Origin of the sequence: Paenibacillus sp., from assembly GCF_035645235.1 — a bacterium.
Classification (GTDB): Bacteria; Bacillota; Bacilli; order Paenibacillales; family YIM-B00363; genus Paenibacillus_AE.
The window spans coordinates 1-20494 of the sequence record NZ_DASQMZ010000145.1; the positions used below are offsets into that span (position 1 = coordinate 1).

General features: G+C 62.4%; 17 protein-coding genes and 1 pseudogene. 16 read left to right on the plus strand and 2 right to left on the minus strand.

The features are described from left to right. The 9 genes and pseudogenes from VEZ38_RS14375 to VEZ38_RS14415 all read left to right on the plus strand — a co-directional run. Positions 1–316 (plus strand): annotated as a pseudogene (locus VEZ38_RS14375) (malate dehydrogenase); the annotation flags it as partial. A gap of 182 nt (positions 317–498) precedes the next feature. Further along, positions 499–1551, plus strand: a complete 1053-nt coding sequence (locus VEZ38_RS14380) for a DUF3231 family protein (RefSeq protein WP_324894555.1) — start codon at positions 499–501, stop codon at positions 1549–1551. A 98-nt stretch (positions 1552–1649) separates the two neighbouring features. Next, positions 1650–2078, plus strand: a complete 429-nt coding sequence (locus VEZ38_RS14385) for a hypothetical protein (RefSeq protein ID WP_324894557.1) — start codon at positions 1650–1652, stop codon at positions 2076–2078. Between the two features lie 9 nt (positions 2079–2087). Further along, complete coding sequence (gene yfbR / locus VEZ38_RS14390) at positions 2088–2672, plus strand: 5'-deoxynucleotidase (RefSeq protein ID WP_324894559.1); 585 nt, start codon at positions 2088–2090, stop codon at positions 2670–2672. A 130-nt stretch (positions 2673–2802) separates the two neighbouring features. Further along, positions 2803–4371: a fumarate hydratase gene (locus tag VEZ38_RS14395; protein ID WP_324894561.1), complete on the plus strand. Its 1569-nt coding sequence runs from the start codon at positions 2803–2805 to the stop codon at positions 4369–4371. Continuing rightward, a complete protein-coding gene (gene pnpS, locus VEZ38_RS14400) occupies positions 4371–6170 on the plus strand; it encodes a two-component system histidine kinase PnpS (protein WP_324894563.1) in 1800 nt (599 codons plus the stop codon). Before VEZ38_RS14395 ends, pnpS begins: the two co-directional genes overlap by 1 nt. Positions 6171–6243: 73 nt before the next feature. Next, positions 6244–6957, plus strand: coding sequence for a response regulator transcription factor (locus VEZ38_RS14405; RefSeq protein WP_324894565.1), 714 nt, complete (start codon positions 6244–6246; stop codon positions 6955–6957). A gap of 166 nt (positions 6958–7123) precedes the next feature. Next, a complete protein-coding gene (gene sda / locus VEZ38_RS14410; RefSeq protein ID WP_324894567.1) occupies positions 7124–7303 on the plus strand; it encodes a sporulation histidine kinase inhibitor Sda in 180 nt (59 codons plus the stop codon). Positions 7304–7323: 20 nt separating this feature from the next. After that, positions 7324–8916 carry a sensor domain-containing diguanylate cyclase gene (locus VEZ38_RS14415; protein ID WP_324894568.1) on the plus strand — a complete coding sequence of 531 codons (1593 nt, stop codon included), beginning with the start codon at positions 7324–7326 and terminating at the stop codon, positions 8914–8916. Positions 8917–8978: 62 nt separating this feature from the next. On the opposite strand, the gene VEZ38_RS14420 is transcribed toward VEZ38_RS14415, so the two are convergent. Next, a complete protein-coding gene (locus VEZ38_RS14420; RefSeq protein WP_324894570.1) occupies positions 8979–9533 on the minus strand; it encodes a hypothetical protein in 555 nt (184 codons plus the stop codon). Positions 9534–9742: 209 nt separating this feature from the next. Between VEZ38_RS14420 and VEZ38_RS14425 the strand changes: the two genes are divergently transcribed. The 7 genes from VEZ38_RS14425 to VEZ38_RS14455 all read left to right on the plus strand — a co-directional run bounded on the left by VEZ38_RS14425 (position 9743) and on the right by VEZ38_RS14455 (position 19423). Then, a complete protein-coding gene (locus VEZ38_RS14425; protein ID WP_324894572.1) occupies positions 9743–11029 on the plus strand; it encodes an ABC transporter substrate-binding protein in 1287 nt (428 codons plus the stop codon). A 96-nt stretch (positions 11030–11125) separates the two neighbouring features. After that, positions 11126–12019 carry a sugar ABC transporter permease gene (locus VEZ38_RS14430; RefSeq protein WP_324894574.1) on the plus strand — a complete coding sequence of 298 codons (894 nt, stop codon included), beginning with the start codon at positions 11126–11128 and terminating at the stop codon, positions 12017–12019. Positions 12020–12025: 6 nt separating this feature from the next. After that, entirely contained in the window at positions 12026–12859 is an 834-nt protein-coding gene (locus tag VEZ38_RS14435; protein WP_324894576.1) for a carbohydrate ABC transporter permease, read from the plus strand. A gap of 22 nt (positions 12860–12881) precedes the next feature. Continuing rightward, positions 12882–14636, plus strand: a complete 1755-nt coding sequence (locus VEZ38_RS14440; protein WP_324894578.1) for a family 43 glycosylhydrolase — start codon at positions 12882–12884, stop codon at positions 14634–14636. A 15-nt stretch (positions 14637–14651) separates the two neighbouring features. Then, entirely contained in the window at positions 14652–15956 is a 1305-nt protein-coding gene (locus VEZ38_RS14445) for an ABC transporter substrate-binding protein (RefSeq protein WP_324894580.1), read from the plus strand. A gap of 13 nt (positions 15957–15969) precedes the next feature. Further along, entirely contained in the window at positions 15970–17808 is a 1839-nt protein-coding gene (locus VEZ38_RS14450; protein WP_324894582.1) for a sensor histidine kinase, read from the plus strand. Further along, positions 17783–19423, plus strand: coding sequence for a response regulator (locus VEZ38_RS14455; protein WP_324894584.1), 1641 nt, complete (start codon positions 17783–17785; stop codon positions 19421–19423). Before VEZ38_RS14450 ends, VEZ38_RS14455 begins: the two co-directional genes overlap by 26 nt. Positions 19424–20167: 744 nt before the next feature. Here the strand turns inward: VEZ38_RS14455 and cyoD are convergent. Then, positions 20168–20494: a cytochrome o ubiquinol oxidase subunit IV gene (cyoD, locus tag VEZ38_RS14460; RefSeq protein ID WP_324894586.1), complete on the minus strand. Its 327-nt coding sequence runs from the start codon at positions 20492–20494 to the stop codon at positions 20168–20170.

Sequence of the window (20494 nt, forward strand, 5' to 3'; positions counted from 1 at the left end):
GATCGTACAGCGCACGCGCACCGGCGGCGGCGAAATCGTCGGCTTGCTCGGCAACGGCAGCGCCTACTACGCGCCGGCGGCGTCGCTCGTGCAGATGACGGAAGCGATTCTAAAGGACAAGAAGCGCATTCTTCCGACGATCGCGCTGCTTCAGGGCGAGTATGGCTATACCGACCTATTCATGGGCGTACTGACCGTGCTCGGCGGCGACGGGATCGAGAAAATCATCGAGATCGAGCTGACGCCGGAGGAGAAGGTCGCCCTCGATAAGTCGGCGGAATCGGTGCGCAATGTGATGAAGATCGTTCAAGGCTGACGGACGCATAGCAGGGACGGAAGAGGCTGCATGACCGCGGGAAACCGCGGGGGTGCAGCCTTTTCCAATGGGGAAAATCACGAAAGGAAATGAATAACTTCAACGGAAATAACCATGATAATTGATAGCAGAAAGCTTGGATCGCGCGAGCGGTGATACTACGAAGAAAGAAGTGACCCGACATGCCTACGCGCTTAGGCGTGAAACCGCAAGCGGCCCCGGCGAACGATGCTCGGGCGAAGCTGACGTCGGCCGAAGTCGCGAACCTATGGACGCAGTATATGAACGACAGCCTAGCCGTACGATTTACCGAGCATTCCTTGTCCAGAGCCCAGGATCCGTCGGTACGATCCATCCTCGAGTTCGCACAGGGGTTGTCTCTAGCGCATCTAGAGAAGATTCGGGCGTTCCTAAGCGCGGACGGATATGAGATTCCGATCGGGTTTACCGAAGCCGACCTAATCAACCCCGAGGCCCCGGCCTTATTTTCGGACGATTTTCTGTTAGCGTATTTCCATGTGATGAGTTTATTGGGGTTGACGAGCTACGCCGGCGCGCTGAGTACCTCGTCCCGCTCGGACCAAAGAGCGTATTTCACCGCGTGCAACGAGGAGACGATGGAGCTGTTCAACCGGGTTCTCGATGCAATGGTGCAGAAAGGCTTGTACGTCAAGCCGCCGATTTTGAACGCGTCGCAGCCCGTCCGATTCGTGGAGCGCCAAGGGTATTTGGCGGGGTGGTTCGGCAAGGAACGGCCGCTCAACGCGATCGAAATCAGCAGCGTGTTTTTCAATATGGTCAAGATTCAAGTAAAAATCGTGCTGGAGTCGGCGTTCAGCCAGGTGACGGGCTCGAAGGAAATTCGAGACTATCTCCAACGGGGCGTCGCCTTATGCAAGGAACAATTCCAATCGCTAGGAGCACGGTTAACGGAAAACGACCTCCCGCTCCCTCGGAAATGGGAGTCCGAAGTGACGGATTCGACGCCGCCGCCTTTCTCCGATAAGTTGATGCTGTTCCATGTCTCTACGTTGATTTCGGCCTCGGCGGCGTTCTATGGGGCCGCGTTGTCGGTCTCCCAGCGGCGGGATTTGGCCATGCAATACTTGAAGCTCATCGGGGAGATCGGCCTGTTCGCGGAGGACGGCATCAACATCTTGATCAAGCACGGGTGGTTGGAAGAGCCTCCCCACGCGATCGATCGGGACGCGCTGCTCGAGCAAAACAAGACGTAGCGCGGGGGTTCGTCGGGCCCGCGTTGGAAAACGTTTCCCGGATAAGCTATACTTTGAGGGAGAAACATTCCAGCGAAAACGGACGGAGGTACATCGGAATGACGGATATCGTGTTGTTTTTACATGTGCTAGGCGCGCTTACTGTAGGCTTTTACTTACTGCTCCCATTCGTGGTGAGCAAGCTTAAGGGCTTAAACCCGCAGGCGCAAGTCGGCTTCGCCCGCAGCATCTTCGGGTTGAATCGCGTCGGCCAGTGGCTGTTGATCGTGCAGTTTTTAACGGGAGGCTACCTCATTAGCAAGTACGAGCTGTCTGTCGCTTGGATGATCGTCGTCATCGTGCTGTTCGTCGCGCTCGGCGCGGTGTCCGGCATGATCGCCGGTCCGCTGAAACGGATTATCGCGCACGGCGGCGAAGGCAAGGCGGCGGCCGCGAAGGACGCGAGCAAGCTGTCGGCGTTCAGCGGCGCCGCTTCCCTGCTCGTGCTCGTCCTGCTCTTCCTCATGTACTACCCGGGCGTCTTGTAAGCGGCGGATATGGAGAGCCATTTCTTCTCCTATTTGTACCGGCTGCGTTACATCGAACGATGGAGCTTGATGCGCAATACGCATAAAGAATCCGTCGCCGTCCATTCGTATTTCGTGGCGGCGCTCGCGCATCTCCTCTGCACGATCGCGAACGAAGTGTACGGCAAAGCCGTCCCGACGGACAAGGTCGTCTCGATCGCGCTGTTCCACGACGCGACGGAGGTGTTCGTCGGGGACGTGGCGGCGCCGGTGAAGCACAGCAGCCCGGCCGTTCGGAACGGCTTTCGGGAGATCGAACGCGCGGCGGAGGAGAACATCGTGCGCATGATCCCCGAGGAGCTTCGGGCGGTATACGCGCCGCTCATCCAATCGCACGACGACGAGCTGTATCGGTGGGTCAAGGCGGCGGATTTGCTCGATGCATACCTGAAGTCGATGTCCGAGCTGACCGCGGGCAACCGCGAGTTCGCGGTCGCGAAGACGCAGCTCGAGGCGTCGCTGCGAAAGCTGGACATGCCCGAGGTGACGTATTTCCTCGAGCGGCTGGCGCCGTCGTTCGAGAAGACGCTCGACGAGATCGTCGCCGCGGAATAGCCGCGGCGTCAAGCGGAGCCGCTCCGCGCCGTTTTCCGGCGCGGGGCGGTTCTTTTCCTATTGCGCGGTATGATATGATAGAACATATAAATATATGATCGTCAGGAACGAGAGGAGAGCCATACCGACCATGGAACGATTCGAGCAAAGCATGTACGATCTCATCGTCGAGACGTCGACGAATTTGCCGGCGGACGTCCGCCGCGCCATCAAGGCGGGCGCGAAGCGCGAGAGCGAAGGAACGCGGGCGGCGCTGTCGATGAGCACGATTACGCGCAACATTACGATGGCGGAGACGAACGTCTCCCCCATCTGCCAAGATACCGGCATGCCGACGTTCGTCGTGCATACGCCCGTCGGCGCCAATCAGCTCGAGATGAAGCGGGCGATCCGCTCGGCGATCGCGCGCACGACGAAGGACGGCAAACTGCGGACGAATTCCGTCGACTCGCTCACGGGCGACAACACGGGCGACAATCTCGGCCCGGGGACGCCGGTCATTCATTTCGAGCAGTGGGAGCGCGACGACGTCGAGGTGAAGCTGATTCTCAAGGGCGGCGGCTGCGAAAATAAAAACATCCAATACAGCCTGCCGGCGGAGCTGCCGGGTCTCGGCAAGGCCGGACGCGATCTCGACGGCATCCGCAAGTGCATCCTGCATGCGGTTTACCAAGCGCAAGGGCAAGGCTGCAGCGCCGGCTTCATCGGCGTCGGCATCGGCGGCGACCGGACGACGGGCTATGAGCTCGCGAAGCAGCAGCTGTTCCGCAAAGTCGACGACGTGAACGAGCACGAGGATTTGCGCAAGCTCGAGGACTATATCTTGGAAAACGCAAACAAGCTCGGCATCGGCACGATGGGCTTCGGCGGCGAGGTGACGCTGCTCGGCTGCAAGATCGGCGTCAACAATCGGCTGCCGGCGAGCTTCTTCGTCTCCGTAGCGTACAACTGCTGGGCGTTCCGTCGCCAAGGCGTCATTCTGGACGCCGCGACGGGCGGCATCAAGGAGTGGGTATACGAGCGGGGCACGGCCGAGTCGATGGACGAAACGAAGGAGGCGGCTTCGGCGGCCGAGACGTCGACGGACGCAATCGCCGCCGCCTCGGAGCGGGAAGGCCGCCGCGAGGTCGTACTGACGACGCCGATTACGGAAGAGCAAGTTCGTTCGCTGCGCGTCGGCGACGTCGTCATCCTGAACGGCCGCATGTACACGGGGCGGGACGCGATCCATAAGCATCTTATGGATCATGACGCGCCGGTCGACCTGAACGGCGCCGCGTTGTACCATTGCGGACCGGTCATGCTGAAGGACGAGCAAGGCTGGCACGTGAAGGCGGCCGGTCCGACGACGTCCATTCGCGAGGAGCCGTATCAGGGCGATATTATTAAGAAGTTCGGCATTCGGGCGGTCATCGGCAAGGGCGGCATGGGGCCGAAGACGCTCAAGGCGCTGCAGGAGCACGGTGGCGTATATTTGAACGCGATCGGCGGCGCGGCGCAATATTACGCCGAGACGATCAAAGGCGTGGACGGCGTCGACTTTATGGAATTCGGCATCCCGGAAGCGATGTGGCATCTGAACGTCGAAGGCTTCGCCGCGATCGTGACGATGGATTCCCACGGAAACAGCCTGCACGCGGATGTCGATAAGAGCTCGTTCGAGAAGCTGGAATCGTTCAAGGAGCCGGTCTTCCGCTAATGCTGAAGTTTCGGAACCGATTAACGCTTATTTTTATTTTCTTCATCGGACTCTCTAACGGAGTGGCCGGCATCTTCACGATTACGGTGATGCGCGACTCGCAAATTCAAGCCCTCGAGGAAGGATTGGCGGAGCAGCTCGAGATGTATGCGGCGACCGTCGACTGGAATTACGTGGCTTCGCGCTCCGTGGACGGGGAGATGTTCCGCACGGAGGCGGCCCGCATCGCCCGCAAGACGGGCGCGCGGGTCACCTTCTTCGACGAGGACGGCGCCATGCTCGGAGATTCCGGGACGGGGGCTTCGGCCGTCGACGCGGACGGACCGCCCCCGGAGATCGCGAAGGCGAGGTCGGGCAAGCCCGGCATGGACATTCGGCGCGATCCCGCGGTCGGCGTGCAGACGATGTACGTTGCGATTCCCGCATCGTTCGGCGGCGCGGGCGTCGGCTTCGTCCGGTTCGGCGAAAGCTTGTCGCCGCTCGATGCAGAGACGCGGCGCATCGCGTCGTATTTCGGCTTCGGCATGCTCGTCATCTTGCTCGTCACGGCGCTGATCGCCCACCGGATGTCGCAAAGCCTCACCGGGCCGATCGAGAAGATGACGAGGGTCGCCAATCAGATCACGAATATGAATTATCGCGCGCGCGTGACGATCCCGAGCCGCGACGAGATCGGGCAGCTCGGACATGCGATCAATAAGATGTCCGAGAGCTTGCAATTCCAGATGCATCAAATTCAGGAGGACGAAAGCCGCCTGAAGAGCGTGCTCGAGAACATGACGAGCGGCGTCGTCATGATCGACCGCGACGGAAAGATCGTGCTGCTCAATCGATCGGCGGAGGAGCAGCTCGGCTTCACCGCCGCGGAGCTGCTGGGCCAGACGTACACGCACGCGAAAACGCATCAGGAGCTGACCCGCATGGTCGCCGAATGCTTCCAGCGGCGGGAGCCGCTGCGGGGCGAGGTCGTCTTCCACTATCCGGAGGAGCGCACGTTCGATATTCACCTCGTGCCGATGACGGTCGCGAACGACGAATACGCCGGCATTCTAATTGTGCTGCACGACATTACCGCCATCCGGCGGCTCGAGCGCATGCGCAGCGAATTCGTCGCGAACGTGTCGCACGAGCTGAAGACGCCGATCGCGGCGGTGAAGGGCTTCGCCGAGACGCTGCTCGGCGGGGCGGCGAGCGACCCGGAGACGTCGAAGGCGTTCCTGCAAATCATCTACGACGAGAGCGAGCGGCTGAACCGGCTGATCGGCGACATCCTCGACCTGTCGAAGATCGAGTCGAAGCGGGTGCCGCTGCAATATTCTCCCGTGGAGATGAAGTCGTTCGTCGAACGCATCTTTCATATGATGGCGACCGAGGCGGGCAAGAAGCGGATCGAGCTCGAGGCGGTCGTGGATTCGGATGTGTACATCGAGGCGGACGAGGATCGGCTGCAGCAAATCTTCATCAACCTGCTCGCGAACGGCATTACGTATTCCCACGACGAGGGGCGGGTACGGGTTCTCGTGGAGCCGCTGCCCGCCGATCCCGAGCGCCCCGACGAATACGATCGCGTGCGGATCACGGTGCAGGATTACGGCGTCGGCATTCCGAAGAAAGATTTGCCGCGCATCTTCGAGCGGTTTTACCGCGTAGACAAGGCGAGGACGCGCCTCTCCGGGGGCACGGGGCTCGGGCTCAGCATCGTGAAGCATCTGGTCGAGCTGCATAAGGGCTCGATTCGAGTGGAGAGCACGCTCGGCATGGGCACGAAATTTATCGTCGAGCTGCCCGTGCTGCAGTAGGGCGCTGGTTTCATTTTCGGTACATTGTGGTACTATGGTTCGTATGAACGCATTCGGGGAAACGGGGGATTCCATGCCGCACAATATATTGGTGATCGAGGACGAACCGACCTTATCCCGTCTTTTAACTTATAACCTTACCCAAGAGGGCTATGCCGTCGATACGGCGGACAACGGCGGCGACGGCTTGCTCGCCGCGTCCGGCCGCAAATACGATCTCATCGTGCTCGACATTATGCTGCCGGGCCTGAACGGCTTCGAGGTGCTGACGAAGCTGCGGCAGCAAGGCGACCGGACGCCGATTATTATTTTGACGGCGCGCAACGCGGAGAACGACGTGGTGCAAGGGCTCAAGCTCGGGGCGGACGATTATATGACGAAGCCGTTCGGCGTCGCCGAGCTGCTCGCTCGCGTCAGCGCGGTGCTGCGTCGGTCCGGCTCCGGCGACGGCGGCGCGCCTTCCGAGGAGGCCGCGCAAGAGAAGGTGATCGCCGTGGGCGGCCTCACGATTTATCCGGAGAAGTACGAGGTGTCGATCGGCGGGGAGACGATCGAGCTTCGGCCGAAGGAATTCGAGGTGCTGCTGTATTTGGTACAGCGTCCGGGCATGGTCGTCACGCGGGACGACTTGATGAACGTCGTGTGGGGCTTCGATTACGTCGGCGGGCAGCGCACCGTGGACGTGCACGTCTCGTCGCTCCGCAAGAAGCTTGAGATGAATCAGCAAAGCGTTCAGATCGACTCGATCCGCGGCGTCGGCTATAAGCTGGTCATCGGGAAAAAGTAATGATGCGTAAGGCACGAACGCCGCCCGCTCGTCGCGGGCGTTATTTTTTTCGCATATTTCATCCTCTTCCAACAAATTTCGCGCGCGCGAATTCGTATGGTTCCTCCCGGCGCGGTGCGGTACAGTAGGGGGGAAGCAGTCGATCCGCGCAGGAGGAGGCGAAACAATGATTCGTAAGCTGCCTTTCGAAACATTGCTCCAAGTGTACCGAGATTCGGTACGATACGACCTGGATCCGGAATTCATCGACATCCTCGAGCAAGAACTGCAAAGAAGAGAAGCCGCGGAGCGTTCCGGCTCGGACGAAAGCAGCCTCGCAGGCGCGAACGCGGGATCCAACGGATAAAGTAGAGGAGCATGTTCATCATGTTTCGACGCAAACATCGCTCCACTGGTAAGATCAGCTTTATGATCTTATGCAGTGGACTTGTTGTTTTTACGGTACTTATGACAACCGTTCTGCAATTGGCCGCCGGGTACCGCGCGGAGCAGCGTCTCTTATACGATACGACGCTGGAGCTGAATCAGGCGACCGCGAAGCAAATGGCCGTCACGATGAACTCGTTGATTCGGTCGATGAAATCCTCGCTCCGGTACGGCGGCGAGGCGGTCGGGAAGACGTGGGAGGACGCGGAGGGCGCGCAGGCGCGCCTCGATTTGCTGCGGGAAGGCGGAGGCATGCTGTTCAACTCCATGCTGCTCGTAAGCGCCGACGGCGTCGTCCGGACGACGTCGCCGTCCGATCTCGGCCTCCAAGGCAAGACGCTTTCCTCGGCCGCGGGACAGGAAGCGCTGCGCTCGCGGGCGACTTACGTCTCCGAGCCTTACGTCGGCGCCACGGGGCGGCTGATCGTTCTGCTGTCGGAGCCGATCTTCGCGGCGGACGGCGCGTACCTGGGGATGCTGGCGGGCACCGTTTACTTGGAGCAGTCGAACGTATTGTCCGATGCGTTCGGCACCGGTACGATTCTCGCCTCCGGCTCCTACACGTATATCGTGGACGGGAACGGCAACTTGGTGTACCATCCCGATTCGGATCGCCTCGGCGAGTCGGTCGTCCGCAACCCCGTCGTGCAGGAGCTGATGCGCGGGCGGGAAGGCCGTATGCAGGTCACGAACACAAGGGGCCGTGCGTTCTTAGCCGGCTACTATCCCGTCGAAGAGAACGGATGGGGCATCGTATCGCAGACGCCGCTCACGACCGTCGAGCGGGCGCTCGCCCGGCAAACCTGGAGTCGGCTCGCCTATGCCGTACCGCTGTGCCTCCTGATGCTCGTCGCGGCGGTATACCTTGCGAGGCGCTTGGCCGAGCCGTTCGTCGTGCTGTCGGGCGTGGCGCGCAAGCTGTCGGACGGCGAGCGGGTGTCGGAGTCGCTCCTCGGGGGACATTGGAACCGGGAGGCGGACGCGCTCGGCAAGTCGATGCTCATCGCGATGCGCGCGATGCAGCAGCACCGCGACCGGCTGACGACCGCAGCGATGACGGACCCGCTCACCGGCCTGCCGAACCGCCGCGCGATGAACGAAGCCGTGGAGCGGCGGATCGCGGCGGGAGAGCCGTTCGCGCTGCTTGTGATGGACATCGATCGCTTTAAGGCGATCAACGATACATACGGGCATGCGGTCGGAGACGAGGTGCTGCGCTTCTTGGCCGAGACGGCGAAGGCGGCGCTGCGGCCGAGCGACCGATGCTATCGGTTCGGCGGCGAGGAGTTCGTCGTGCTGCTGCCGGAGCTCGACGCGGCGACGGCGTATCCGGCCGCCGAGCGGCTTCGCGGGGCGCTCGAGCGGACGCCGAGCCCGGCGGGGCGGCCCGTGACGGTCTCGATCGGGCTCGCCGGGTTTCCGGCGGACGGCGTAACGCCGGAGCAGGTGTTCGAGGCGGCCGACGAGGCGATGTATCGGGCGAAGCAGGAAGGGCGCAATCGGACGTTGATCGCGAAGAGGGACCGGGCATAGCGCCGCGGTCCCTCTTTGGCGTACGTTCGGCGGCGTCGGGAGTCCGGGGCGCGGGACGCGTCTTATGCCCGCGCGAAGCCTTCCTCTCGTAAATAGGCCTCCGTCTCTTCGTACGTTTCGAACGCCGCCTCGAGATTCGAACCCGAGAATACGTACCAGAGCTCGTCCTCGAAGGTCACCAGCAGCGTCTGGCCGTCCGGATGCGTCCAACGGGCCGGCGCGGAGGCGTCGGGGCGGGCGCCGCCGGCCGATGCGCCGCCAGTGGATGCGCCGCCAGTGGATGCGCCGCCGGCCGATGCGCCGTCTGCGGTCGGCCGCGCGGTCCGGTCGTCCGACGGTTCGCCGCGCAGCGAGTCGATCGACGCTTCGATCCACCGGCGAAGCTCGGCCTCCGACGCCTCGCGGATGTTGACGAAGCCCTTCGGGTCCGTCTCGGCCCCCGGGATCAGCCCGGCGTATACGTACCCGTTGCCGTTCGGATGCAAATGGTAGCCGACGGTTTTTTTCTCGTGCCGGCTTTGCTCGTAATGAAAGTTGACGCGGCCGAGCGAGACGTCTTTGCGCGTCAGCTCCGGGTACGACGCGAAGACGGCGAGCTTGCGTTCGAAGTCCAGCATGAATGCGAAGCCTCCTTGAATTAGACACGCGCGAAAGAAGATCGGCGTGCGTTTATAGCATACCCTCGCAGGAAGCGTCTTCGCAACCGACGCGCACGATCTAAAAAAATGTCCGGTCTCCCCAAAAAAACGACATTCTATCCCTCCTCCCGCCTCGGTAAGATGGAGCCATGCAAGCGAGTATCCAATCGAACGAGGGGGAATTGAAAGTGAAAAACAAATTGAGGTTATCGGCGCTGCTTGTCGCGTTGGCCGTCATCGGCTCGGCGTGCTCGGCGTCAACGAGCGGCGGCGATTCGGGCGGCAAGGCTTCGACGGGCAGCGGCGGGAACGGCGGAGGCGGCGGCGGCACGACGGAGGTGCTGTTCTGGTCGCCGTTCTCCGGCGCGGACGGCGCGTTCATGCAGGAGATGGTAGAGAAATACAACGCCTCGCAGGACGCCGTGAAGGTCGACTTCGTCATCCAGCCGAGCGGGGAGTATTACAAGCAGCTCGACGTGGCGCTTAGCACCGACAGCGACCGTCCGGATCTCATGATTATGCACGTCGACCAAATTCCGACGTACGTAAGCAAAGGGCAGCTGGCGCCGATGGAGCCGCTCGCCGACGCCGCAGGCATCGTGAAGGGCGACTACGTCGAAGCGCCGGTCGAATACTCGACGATCGACGGCAAGTGGTACGGCATTCCGCTCGACATCCACCCGCTCGTCATGTACTACAACAAAGACTTGTTCGAGAAGGCCGGCATCGCCGGGCCGCCGACGAACATGGAAGAGTTCGAAGCGGCCGTCACGAAGCTGACGGACGCAAGCGCAGGCGTGTACGGGTATGTGCTGCCGACGCTCTGGCCGCAGCAGTTCATCTTCCCGACGCTCGTCTGGCAAAACGGCGGCGAAATGTGGAACGGCTCCGACGTCGCGTACAACTCGCCGGAAGCGGTCGAGATGGTCAAATGGATGCGCAGCCTCGTCGATCGCGGCATCTCTCCGGGCAACGTGCAGCAGGACGGCGAAAACACGCTGTTCCTCCAAGGGAAGAACGCGATTCAGTTCAACGGTCCTTGGATGAAGGGACAGTTCGACGAAGCCGGCATCAACTACGGCCTCGCGCCGATGCCGCAGCTCGGCAAGGCGAAGCAAGCCGTCTTCGCCGGATCGCACAACTTCGTCATCCCGGCGAGCCTGAAGGACGAAGCGACGATCGACGCCGTCGGCGACTTCCTGAAGTACGTCGCTTCGAATTCGATCGAGTGGGCGAAATCGGGCCAGGCGCTCGCGTCGAAGCCGATGCTCGAGAGCGATGAGTTCAAGGCGCTGCCGAACAGCATCATCGCGGAAAGCTTCGCGCATGTCCAATTCGCGCCGAACGTCCTGAACTGGCCGACGATTTCCGAGCCGATCTGGGGCGAGCTGAGCAGCGCGCTGCTCGGCGAGAAGGATCCGCAGCAAGCGCTGGACGACGCGGCCGCGAAATCGCGGCAGGCGATCGGCAAGTAACGGCCGAACGATACTCATACGGAAAGACGGGAGAGCGAACGAAGTCTCCCGTCTTTTTCCCCATCATTTTCGAAATAGGAAAAGGAGGCGGCGGTCTTGCTGAGGGCGTCCTGGCGGTCCCGGTTCACTTCGCTGTTGTTCGTTCTGCCGTATTTGGCATGTTTTCTCGTCTTTCTGCTGTTCCCGATTTTATACGGCATCTATATCAGCCTGCACGAATTCGAGCTGCTCTCTACCGAGCATCCGTTCGTCGGCTTCAAACATTACGCAAGCATCTTCACGCCCGATACGTACTTGAACAGTTTGTTCTTCAACGGCCTATGGGCGACGCTTCAATTCGTCGTCTACTCCGTGCCGCTATTGATCTTCCTCGGCCTCGCGCTGGCGCTGCTCGTGAACGCGCTGCCCCGCCGCATTCAGGGATTGTTCCGCACGTTTTACTTCCTGCCGTACGCGCTGTCCGCGTCGGTCATGGCCGTCATCTGGCTTATGATGTTCGATACGAACGCCGGCTTCATCAACAGCTTCTTAAGCAAGCTCAGCCTCGACCCGGCGCCTTGGCTGACAGGCCGGCCTTGGGCGTGGATCGCGCTCGTGCTGGCGACGCTGTGGTGGACGATCGGCTTTAATATGGTCATCTTCGTCAACGCGCTGAACGAGGTGCCGGCGGACCACTACGAGGCCGCTTCCATCGACGGCGCGGGCGCGTGGCGGCAGTTCGTCAGCATTACGCTGCCTTCGATCCGGCCCGTTATGCTCTTCGTCTTGATTACGTCGACGATCGCGTCGTTCAATATTTACGCGCAGCCGTTCCTGCTGACGCGCGGAGGCCCGGGCGACAGCACGAAGGTGCTCCTCATTAATATTCTCGATCAGGCGTTCATCCGCAAGGAAATCGGCTCCGCCTCGGCGATGGCCGTCTTGATGGCGCTGCTGATTATGGCGATATCCGTCGTGCAGTACCGGCTGACCTACGGAAGGAAGGGGTAGATCGATATGAACAAGGCAAGAACCGCGCTGCTCGTCCTAGTCGCTTGCGCGACGGCCGTCGTCTTCCTGCTGCCGCTCGTCTGGATGCTTTCGACGGGCTTCAAGAACGACTTCGAAGCGCTCGCCGGCCAAATGAACTTCATCCCGAAGAAGCCGACGCTCGACAACTTCGTCGACGGGCTCACCGGGGAGCTGATGAACGTGCCGATCACGCGCTGGATTTTCAATTCGCTGTTCGCGGGGGTCGTGGGCACCGTACTCGTGCTGTGGATCGACTCCATGGCGGCGTACGCGCTGGCAAGACTGCCGGACGTGCCGCTGCGAGGCGTCTTGTTTCCGATGTTCGTCGCTTCGCTCATGATTCCCGGCGTCCTGTCGTTCCTGCCGATGTATCTCGAATTCAACGCCTTCGGGCTCATCAACACCTATTACGCCTTGATTCTGCCGTATACGGCGTATGCGTTCGGCGTCTTCTTGCTGTTCCAGTTCTTCGTTTCTTTCCCGAGAGAAATCGAAGAAGCGGCGCGCATCGACGGCGCGAACAAGTGGCAAGTGTACGCCAGCGTGCTGCTGCCGTCCTCCGTTCCGATCATGGTGACGCTCGGCATCTTTACGTTTATGGGCATCTACAACGATTTCGTCTGGCCGCTGTACGCGACGACGTCGCCGGACATGCGCACGATTACGGCGGGGATCGCCATGATGGCCCATGGGAGTTATACTCAAGCATATGGCAAGCTGATGGCGATGACGACGATCGCGGCGCTGCCGGTGCTGCTCGTGTTCATTTTCGGACAACGCTCTTTCGTTCGGGCGATCACGCAATCCGGCATCAAATAGCGGCCGCGCGAGGAGGATCGGGATGGGTCGATGGAGAAATAAGAAAGCGCTTGCTCTGTTTGCGGCGAGCATCATGGTACTGATCGGGGGAGGAATCGCATTGCTGCAAGGGATGAGCGACCGGTCGCCGGACGCGTCGGCGAACGGGACCTATGCCGGACATGGCGGCACCTTCAAGAACGCGCTGGCGGACATCGACACGCCGGACCCCAGCGTCGTATATAAAGACGGCTATTATTACATGACGTTCACGCACAACGGAACCGACGTGATGGTGATGAAGTCGCGCACGCTCGATTTCCGCGGGGCGGAGCGCAAGATCGTCTGGTACCCGCCGGTCGACACGATGTATTCGGCCAACCTGTGGGCCCCGGAAATTCAATTCATCCGCGGAAAATGGTACATCTACTTCGCCGCGGACAACGGCCTGAACGACAACCACCGCATGTATGCGCTGGAGGCGGACACGGACGACCCGATGGGCTCGTGGACGTTCCGCGGGCAAGTGACGGACGAGACGAACAAGTGGGCGATCGACGGCCTCGCGCTCGAGCTGGACGACAAGCTGTATTTTATTTGGTCGGGCTGGGAGGGCGACGTCAACATCGCGCAAAACACGTATATCGCGCCGATGAGCGACCCGCTGACGGTTAGCGGGCCGCGGGTGCTGCTGTCGAAGCCGGATCTCGATTGGGAGCGCATGGGCGGGCCGCCGTACATTAACGAAGGGCAAGCGATTTTGAAAAGGAACGGCCGCACCTTCTTGTTTTATTCGGGCGCGGGCAGTTGGACGCCGTTTTACAGCATCGGCATGCTCGTCTTGGAGCCTGGCGCGGACCCGCTCGTGCCGGAAAACTGGAAGAAAGCGGAGCAGCCGCTGCTGACGATGAACGACGAAGGAGGCGTCTACGGCCCCGGCCACAACTCGTTCACGACGTCGCCGGACGGGACGGAGGATTGGATCGTCTATCACGCCACGAGCGGCATCTCCGACGGCTGGAACAACCGGAAGGCGCGCGCGCAGCGGGTCATCTGGTCCGAGGACGGCATGCCTTCGTTCGGACCGGCGCTGCCGCTCGAGACGGCGATCGCGGCGCCGTCCGGCTCCGGCGTATTCCGCGCCGAGCACGCTTCGTCGGCGGGGGGCGCGCTGACGTTCGACCTGCTGCCGTCGAGCGTCGATACGACCGTCCCTGTGCTCGTGCACTATACGAACGAGAGCGGCGCTTCGGTCGCCGCGGCGTTGTCCGCGAACGGCGCGCCCGCGGGCGACGTCGAGCTCCCGCCGACGGCGGTCGGCGAGACGGGCTACGCGTATGCGAGCGCGCCGCTGCGAGAAGGCGCCAATGCGCTGTCGATCGCCTCCGGCGGCGAAGGCTGGCGCGTGCTCGCGATCGAGCTGCCGCGCTTTGAGGCGGAGAACGCGCAGGCGGAGGGCGAGGCGGCCGCCGAGTCGAAACCGTTCGCGTCCGGCTGGGGCGTCGCCGAGCTGCCTGCCGCCGAAGGGGCGGCCGTCCGCTTCGCGAACGTGCGCGTACCGGCCGCCGGGACGTACGTCGCGACGGTGTACGCCGCGAACGGGGGCGAGGCGGCGAGCGTCGCCTTACGCGCGAACGGCGGCGCGGCGGCGACGATCGACGTGCCGGCGGGCGAGCGGACCCGGTTCGAGCCGTTCGTCGCGGAGGTAAAGCTGAAGGCAGGCGCGAACGAGCTCGTCGTCGACGGCGCGACGGGCGCGCTCTTGATCGACGCGATCGACTTGACGTTACGACGATAAGAGGGGGCCGCACCGGTGGACCGACACGGTCTTTACACCCGCATGAAGCTCGCCCTGCTTCCGGTGGCGCTCGCGCTGTCGTCCGGCTGCGCCGGCGGCGGCGAGGCGCCCGCGCCGGAGACGGCCGAGGGACCGGCTCCGGCCTACCGGCTGGAATACTGGACGCCGTTCAGCGGCGGCGACAACCGATTTATGACGGAGATGGTCGACCGCTTCAACGCGGAGCATCCCGACATTCAAGTGAAACAGACGAATTCCCGGCTGGACGATTATTACCAACGGCTGCGCACGGCTATCCTCGCGGGCAACGCGCCCGACGTGGCGATCATTCATACGACGAGCCTGCCGCAATTCGTGCAGAACGGCTATATCGAGGATGTTACCGAGCCGGCGAAGCGCGCCGGCCTCGAGCTCGGCGGCTTTAACCCGAACATTCTGGATGCGGCGACGTACGACGGGCGCATGTACGCCGTGCCGCTCGACACGCACGCGCTCGTCCTGTATTACAACAAGAAACATCTCGCGGCGGCCGGCTTGCTGGACGAGGAAGGGAGGCCGACCATCGCGGGAGGCCCGGAGGGCTTCGAGTCGTTCCTCGCGCGCATCAAGGAAGCGGTGCCGTCCGGCGTGGCGCCGATGGCGCAGCCGAGCACGCGCATCGACTCCGTCTGGCTCTGGTGGAGCTTATACAACCAAATGGAGGGCGGCGGCGTCTTCTACAACGCCGACGCGACGGCGGCGGCGCTCGATAACCCGAAGGCGCTGGAAGCGCTTGAATTCGTGAACGGCTTGTACGAGAAGGAGTTCATTCCGCCGGACATCAACGACGCGTTCAAGCTGTTCTACGACGGGAAGGCGGCCGTTCTGATTACGGGCATGTGGGGCACCGGCGCCTTCGAGCACGCGCCGGGGCTCGACTTCGGCGTCGTACCGATGCCCGTGCTGTACGACCGCCCGGCGGTATGGGGAGATTCGCATACGCTGGCGATCCCGACCCGGCACGACATGGCGGACGGGAAGCGGGACGCGATTCTAACGTTCGCCCGCTGGATGGTCGAGCATGGGGAGCTGTGGGCCGCGGCCGGCCACGTTCCGAGCCTCACGAAGGTCGTCGAGGGCGAGGCGCTCCGCGCGCTGAAGTATCGCGGCGATTACGCGGCGACGGCCGACTACGTCGCGTACTGGCCGCGCCATGTCAAGCAGTGGTCGATGATCGAAGTGCTCATCCGGGAGTTCGAGCGGATGATTTACAAGCGCCAGACGCCAGCGGAGGCGCTGCGCCGCGCCGACGAGACGATCGATACCGAATTGCGGCCGTAAGGAGAACGCCCTCATGACTTGGATCCGCACCTTGCTTCGGCGGTTTACCGACCAGGAGCTCGCCAAAAAATTGATCGTCGTCAACTGCGTCCTCATCGTCGTCCCGTTCGGCGCCTTGGCGTGGTTCGCCTATGCCGGCTTCGAGCGGACGATGGAACGCAACGTAGGCGCCTACCAGCTGCAAACGCTGAAGCAGGTGACGCTGAACATCGATACGTACATGAACGAGCTGAACCGACTGTCGCTGATGCCGTACCAGTACGAAGAGATTCTCGACTTTCTCGGCTCCGAGCGCGAGGAGGGCCAGCCGCTTACGCTCGAGGAGATCGAGCAGCTGAACGGCTTCGTCTCGAAGGTATTCATCAACGGCCGGGTCGACATTATGGGCGTCTCGCTCTACGGAGAGCGGGGCGCGTCTTACGTCGTGCTGCCGGAAAGCCAGTACATTACGTCCTACAAGCTGGACGACGACGCCGAATGGCTGAAGCGCGCCAAAGGACAGTTCGGGCAGCCGACGTTCATCACGACGCACGAGATCGTCTCGACGAGCGGCACCGTCTACCGCGTGTTCTCGATCGCGCGGGAGCTGCGCAGCTTCGATACGGGCGAGACGCTCGGCTACATCGTTATCGACATCGATCCGACCGCGGTCCGCAACATCTTGACGCAGGTCAAGCTCGGCGAGCAAGAATCGCTGTACATCGCCGACAAGAACGGGCGGCTCGTCATCGGCTCGACGCTCGGCGTCGGCGATCCGGCGTCGATCGGCTTGCTGGCGGGCGAAGGGGTGCGTCATCTCAACGTCCCGGGCGTCGGCAGCCTGCTCGTCTCCCACGTCACCTCGGGCGTGACCGGTTGGACGACGGTCAGCGCCGTGCCCGTGCGGGAGCTGATGGAGGACAGCGTCGTGCTGCGCAATTCGATCGCGCTCCTCGGCGTCGCGTTCGTCGGGCTCGCGATGGCGCTCTCCGCGCTGTTCGCGTTCGGCGTGACGAAGCCGCTGCGCAAGCTGAGCCGGCTGATGCGCAAGGTCGAGCAGGGCGACCTGCAGGTGTCTTTCCCGGTCGCGAGCGGCGACGAAGTCGGCCGGCTCGGCCACGCGTTCAACACGATGGTTTCGAAGTTAAGCGAGCTCGGTTATTTGCTTTACGAGACGGAGCTGCGCGAGAAGGACGCGCAGATCGCGGCGCTGCAAAGCAAGATCAACCCGCATTTTCTATACAACACGCTCGGTTCGATCAGCATGTACGCGGAGCTGGAGGGGAACAAGGAGATCGTCCTGATGTCGAACAACCTTAGCCGCCTGCTCCGCTACTCGCTCGGCAGCCGCAAGGAGACGGTGACGCTTCGCGACGAGCTCGAGCACGTGAACGGGTACATGGCGATTCAGAAGCTGCGGTACGACGAGCGGATCGATTACGTCTGCGACATCGAGCCGTCCGCGCTGGATTGCCGCATGATTCCGCTGCTGCTGCAGCCGATCGTCGAGAACGCCTTAAACCACGGCATCGACAAGGGCGTCGGCATCGGACGCATCCGCCTCGGCGGCTGCGCCGAGGACGGAACGCTGCGCCTTACGGTCGAGGACGACGGCGTGGGCCTCACGAGCGAGCGGCTCGAATCGCTGCAGGAGCGGCTCCGCTCGGCGAGGGACATCGGCGGCGCCACCGGCAACGGGTTGTTGAACGTGCATCGGCGCATTCGGCTGCATTTCGGAGCGCCTTACGGCCTTACGCTGGAGAGCATGCCGTACCAAGGCGTGAAGGTGATCATGACGCTGCCGGCGATCCGTCCAGCGGAGCCGTCGGAGACGAAGGAGGGAGACGATGCCGAACATCGTCATCGTGGATGACGAAGCGATTTTCCGGCGAGGGCTTCGTTCGATGATCGCTTCGCTCGATCCGGAATGGAATGTGGTCGGGGACGCCCGGGACGGCTACGAAGCGCTCGATCTGCTTCAGGAGCGGCGGCCCGACGTGATGCTGACGGATATCCGGATGCCGCGCATGGACGGCTTGCAGCTGCAGAAGATCGCCAGGGAGCGGTTCCCGGAGCTGGTCAGCGCCGTCGTCAGCGGCTACGAAGATTTCGCCTACGTGAAGCAGTCGATGCAGCACGGGGCGAAGGATTATTTAATGAAGCCGATCGAGCGGGAGGAGCTGGCGAAGTTGCTCCAGCGGCTGAAGGCGGAGGTGCGGGAGCGCGCGGAACGCCGAGGCGCGGCGGCGGAGCCGAGGGAGGATCACCGCCGGACGCGAGAGCAGCTCGGGGAGCATCTGGCCGCCGTTCTGCTGCGGGGGACCGTCGCCGAGGAGGACGTCCGGCGCCTGGAGACGATCGGCATCCGGTTCGACAAACCTTGCTTTATGTGCATGACCGTGAAGCTCGATAAACGGTCGGTCGGGCCGGATCGGTACCGGCAGCAGGATCCGTCGCTGTTTCAGCTGTATATCCAGCAGTTCGTGCAGGAAATCGTCGACCGCCGAACGAAGGGCTTCTGCTTCGTGCTGAACGACTCGGAGGTCGTCGCGCTCCTGAACTCGGACGGCGGGGAAGACGCGATGCGAAAGCATCTCGAGATGGCCGAGTCGATTCGGCTGCAAATCAAATCGCTCTCCAACTTGACGGTGACGATCGGGCTCGGCCGGCTCGCGCCCGGCGCGGCGTCGCTCGCGAAGTCGTACCGGGAGGCGGAGATCGCGCTGCTGCACCGGCTCATCGTCGGCGGCGACAAGGTGCTCGCGTACGAGCGCACGATGGAAGCCGGCATGCCGGCGGCCGCGGAGCCGCGGGAATGGTCGTGGGAGGCGCTGGAGCGGGCGATCGCCGGCGGCAGGGCGGACGAAGCCGACGCCCGCGCGAAGGAAGCGGCCGCCGAGCTGTGTCGCATGGCGGCGACGCCGCAGACGGTGCACCGCCACATCTGCAAGCTCGTCATCCGCTATTACGAGCTGTCCTCCGAGTGGGGCGTGGCGAAGGCCTGGCTCGGGGAGAAGGACGTGCGCGAGCTGCTGTTCGACGTCTGCTCGATTTCGGCCAGCGACGAGCTGACCGAGCTGTGCGGCTCGCTCTTCGGGCGTCTCGCCGCCTGCGTCGCGGCGTCCGGCGCCGATCGGCCGACGGATCCGATCGCGAAAGCGATCCGCTATATGGAGACGAACTACGAGAAGCCGATTACGCTCGGCCGCATGGCGGAGATGCTGTTCCTGAATCCCGCTTACTTCAGCGCGTTGTTTAAGCAGCGGACCGGCGCCACGTTCGTGGAGCGGCTGACGTCGATCCGCGTCGAGGCGGCGAAGCGGCGGCTCGCCGCGACGAACGAGCTCGTAACGGAGGTGGCCGAGCGGACGGGCTTCCGCAACGTGCGCCACTTCAACCGCGTGTTCAAAACCGAAACGGGCGTATCGCCGACGGAATACCGCGAGCGCGCACGGGCGGAAGACGCAGGCCGTTCCCGTAACGGCTGATTTCGGGCGGTTATGTCCGGAAAACATCCGTTACGGGTGGCGGTGGGGGAAAGCGCAAATTTTGAGCATCACGGCGAGTTAATCGCAAAATTTGATCATAACAGCGAGTTAAGCGCAAAATTTGAGCATTTCGCGGCATGCGGCAGACGGCGGTCGGCTCGGGGCGTGTGCGATCGGGCGAGCGGCGGCGGGTAACGTGGGTAAAGCGCAAATTTTGAGCATAACGGCGAGTTAAGCGCAAAATTTGAGCATTTCGCGGCATGCGGCGGACGGCGGTCGGCTCGCGGAGTGTGTGGCAACGGGCGAACGGCGGCGGGTAACGTGAGAAGAGAGCAAATTTTGAGCATAACAGCGAGTTAAGCGCAAAATTTGAGCATTTCCGGGCGTGCGGCGGACGGCGGTCGGCTCGGGGCGTGTGCGATCGAGGCGAGAGGCGGCGGGTAACGTGGGAAAAGCGCAAATTTTGAGCATCACGGCGAGTTAAGTGCAAATTTTGAGCATCACGGCGAGTTAAGCGCAAAATTTGAGCATTTCGCGGCATGGGGTGGACGGCGGTCGGCTCGGGGCGTGTGCGATCGGGGCGAGCGGCGGCGGGTAACGTTAGGGGAATGCGCAAATTTTGAGCATACCGCCGAGTTAAGCAAAAACCGTTATAACGAACGCGTTCTTCCGCGACAAAGAAAGAAGAAGGCCATGAGTTCCGGCGTCGCCGGAACCCATGGCCTTCTTGTGCGCAAGCCGCCGTTAATGTGCGACCGTATTATAGGTCATAATCCATATCGAGCCGCCGACGACGGTCACTAAGATCAGTACGCCCAGCAGCAGCGACATGATGTTCCAACGCGCGTTCTCGCCTTCGCGCAGGTGCATAAAGAACAGCAGCTGAATCGCGAATTGCAGGACGGCCGCCGCCAGAATGACGATCATCGTCGCCGTTCGTCCGAGGTCCGCGCCGAGCACGGCGACGAGCGGCACGACCGTCAGCACGATCGATAGGACGAAGCCGATAATATAGGATTTCAGGGAGCCGTGGTTGCCGTAGGCCGCCCCATGATTGTCGTGCGCCGCCAT